Here is a 3,559-nt window from a genome sequence, read left to right as displayed (position 1 = left end):
TGGTTGCGGGGGCAGGATTTGAACCTGCGGCCTTCAGGTTATGAGCCTGACGAGCTACCGGGCTGCTCCACCCCGCGTTATCAGGTTTTTGCCGGGAGGCAAAATACCGACCGATTTTTGCCATAGGCAAAATATCGCTTAATCCGGAAGGCTAAACCGCGACAGGTTTTTGGCTATGCCAAAATACCGGAAGCGCCTGCGTGTTGTGAAGAGTTATGAGATGTTTGCATTTTGCAGACCTGGCGGCGACCTACTCTCCCGTGTCTTGAGACAAAGTACCATTGGCGCAGGGGCGTTTCACGGCCGTGTTCGGAATGGGAACGGGTGCGGCCGCCCCGCCATGACCACCAGGTCGGCGAAAGGCAAACAGAGAAGCTGGTCACGGCCAATAGGCAGTCGGCAATAGGCGTTAGGGGCTTATTGGGCCTGTCTGTTGGTCGAATGGTTTGTTTTCATGATCATTGGCAATGGGAACGATCAAGTCTATCGAGCTATTAGTAACGGTAAGCTTCACAAGTTGCCTTGCTTCCACACCCGTCCTATCGACGTGGTCGTCTTCCACGGCTCTCAGGGAACACTCGTTTTCAGGTGGGTTTCCCGCTTAGATGCCTTCAGCGGTTATCCCTTCCGTATATAGCTACTCTGCTATGCCGCTGGCGCGACAACAGATCCACCAGAGATACGTCCATCCCGGTCCTCTCGTACTAGGGACAGATCCTGTCAATATTCCTACACCCACGGCAGATAGGGACCGAACTGTCTCACGACGTTCTGAACCCAACTCACGTACCGCTTTAAATGGCGAACAGCCATACCCTTGGGACCTGCTCCAGCCCCAGGATGCGATGAGTCGACATCGAGGTGCCAAACAACCCCGTCGATATGGACTCTTGGGGGTCATCAGCCTGTTATCCCCGGCGTACCTTTTATCCGTTGAGCGATGGCCCTTCCACGCGGGACCACCGGATCACTATGACCGACTTTCGTCTCTGCTCGACTTGTCAGTCTCGCAGTCAGGCGGGCTTATGCCATTGCACTCGACGACCGATTTCCGACCGGTCTGAGCCCACCATCGCGCGCCTCCGTTACTCTTTCGGAGGCGACCGCCCCAGTCAAACTACCCACCATACACTGTCCCGGACCCGGATGACGGATCGCGGTTAGACATCCACGAAGATAAGGGTGGTATTTCAAGGATGGCTCCACAAAGACTGGCGTCCCTGCTTCAAAGCCTACCACCTATCCTACACATGCCTTGGCGAATGCCAGTGTAAAGCTATAGTAAAGGTGCACGGGGTCTTTCCGTCTGACCGCAGGAACCCCGCATCTTCACGGGGAATTCAATTTCACTGAGTCTGCGTTGGAGACAGCGGGGAAGTCGTTACGCCATTCGTGCAGGTCGGAACTTACCCGACAAGGAATTTCGCTACCTTAGGACCGTTATAGTTACGGCCGCCGTTTACTGGGGCTTCGATTCAAAGCTTGCACCTCTCCTCTTAACCTTCCAGCACCGGGCAGGCGTCAGACCCTATACGTCGTCTTGCGACTTCGCAGAGCCCTGTGTTTTTGATAAACAGTCGCTACCCCCTGGTCTGTGCCACCCCTCAATACTTGCGTATAAAGGGGTCACGCTTCTTCCGAAGTTACGCGTGCAATTTGCCGAGTTCCTTCAACGCAGTTCTCTCAAGCGCCTTGGTATGCTCTACCTGACCACCTGTGTCGGTTTCGGGTACGGTCTATAATGGCGGAGCTATTTCCTGGAACCGCTTCCCTGCACAATCAATCCAGTAAGACTGTACAAGTTACGCGATCCGTCACTACCGCCAGGCCCACGATTATTAACGTGGTTCCCATCGACTACGCGTTTCCGCCTCGTCTTAGGGGCCGGCTAACCCTGCTCAGATTAACTTTAAGCAGGAACCCTTGGTCTTTCGGCGAGGGAGTCTCTCACTCCCTTTATCGTTACTCATGTCAACATTCGCACTTCCGATACCTCCAGGAGCCCTCACGGGTCTCCCTTCACAGGCTTACGGAACGCTCCGCTACCACGTGCTTGCGCACATCCTCAGCTTCGGTGCATGGCTTGAGCCCCGTTACATTTTCGGCGCAAAGACCCTTGACTAGACCAGTGAGCTGTTACGCTTTCTTTAAATGATGGCTGCTTCTAAGCCAACATCCTGGTTGTTTTGGGATCCTCACATCCTTTCCCACTTAGCCATGACTTGGGGACCTTAGCTGGAGGTTAGGGTTGTTGCCCTTTTCACGACGGACGTTAGCACCCGCCGTGTGTCTGCCGATTAGTACTCCCGGGTATTCGGAGTTTGGTTAGGATCAGTAAGACGGTGAGTCCCCATAGCCCATCCAGTGCTCTACCCCCCGGGGTATTCGATCGACGCTCTACCTAAATAGATTTCGCGGAGAACCAGCTATCTCCAGGTTTGATTGGCCTTTCACCCCTAGCCACAAGTCATCCCAATCTATTGCAACAGATGCGGGTTCGGCCCTCCAGTTGGTGTTACCCAACCTTCAGCCTGCTCATGGCTAGATCACCTGGTTTCGGGTCTAATGCAACTAACTGAACGCCCTGTTCAGACTCGCTTTCGCTGCGCCTACACCTACCGGCTTAAGCTTGCTAGTTACACTAAGTCGTTGACCCATTATACAAAAGGTACGCAGTCAGCCTTGCGGCCTTCCACTGTTTGTAGGCAACCGGTTTCAGGTTCTATTTCACTCCCCTCGTCGGGGTGCTTTTCACCTTTCCCTCACGGTACTGGTTCGCTATCGGTCATGCACGAGTACTTAGGCTTGGAGAGTGGTCTCCCCATGTTCAGACAGGGTTTCACGTGCCCCGCCCTACTCAAGGACATCGAGTGTTCTACGTCTACGGGGCTATCACCCATTCTTGCCAGGCTTTCCATCCTGTTCGACTTTATTCCTCGATGCCACTGGCCTGGTCCGCGTTCGCTCGCCGCTACTGACGGAGTCTCGGTTGATGTCCTTTCCTGCAGGTACTTAGATGTTTCAGTTCCCTGCGTTCGCTTCTTACACCCTATCTTTTCAGGTGCAGATACCTCTATTCAATGCTTGGAACCAAGACCGTCCGAAGACGGGCCAGATTGCCAAGCATCAGAGGTGGGTTCCCCCATTCGGAGATCCATGGATCAAAGCCTATTCGCAGCTCCCCACGGCTTATCGCAGCGTATCACGTCCTTCTTCGCCTGTGCATGCCTAGGCATCCACCAATTGCCCTTATTTCACTTGATCGTTCTCATTGTCGATGATCATCTGAACCGCGAAAGCGGTTCAGATCGATGGTCTTGCTCCATCAGTCAAAGCTTGCGCTCCAACCGGCAGATCAAAACATCGATCTCATCAAACATTCGATTTACGTACGGATCTTTTCGATCCATACGAGACCAGCTTCTCGAGACATGCGGACGGATGTGCGGTCAGCAACATCCACCATATCGCTGGACAATCAGGCCAAAGCCCGAACATCCCGGCGACACTTGACAGGCAAAGGCCGTAAGGCCAGTCCCCGCATGTCTTCTCTTCACAA

Annotated in this window: 1 tRNA gene and 2 rRNA genes; all 3 read right to left on the bottom strand. The window is 53.8% G+C overall.

Annotation, left to right across the window (positions count from 1 at the left end):
• Window positions 1-77: transfer RNA gene (locus OCK01_RS26290), tRNA-Met, on the bottom strand.
• 160 nt (window positions 78-237) lie between these two features.
• A 5S ribosomal RNA gene (rrf, locus tag OCK01_RS26285) occupies window positions 238-352 on the bottom strand.
• A gap of 121 nt (window positions 353-473) precedes the next feature.
• Window positions 474-3,264: ribosomal RNA gene (locus tag OCK01_RS26280) — 23S ribosomal RNA — on the bottom strand.
• Window positions 3,265-3,559 lie beyond the last annotated feature (295 nt).

Source organism: Rhizobium sp. TRM95796, assembly GCF_025779995.1.
Taxonomy (GTDB): Bacteria; Pseudomonadota; Alphaproteobacteria; order Rhizobiales; family Rhizobiaceae; genus Rhizobium_E.
The sequence above is the reverse complement of the archived record's forward strand: the minus strand, read 5'-3'. Positions and strand labels throughout refer to the sequence as shown.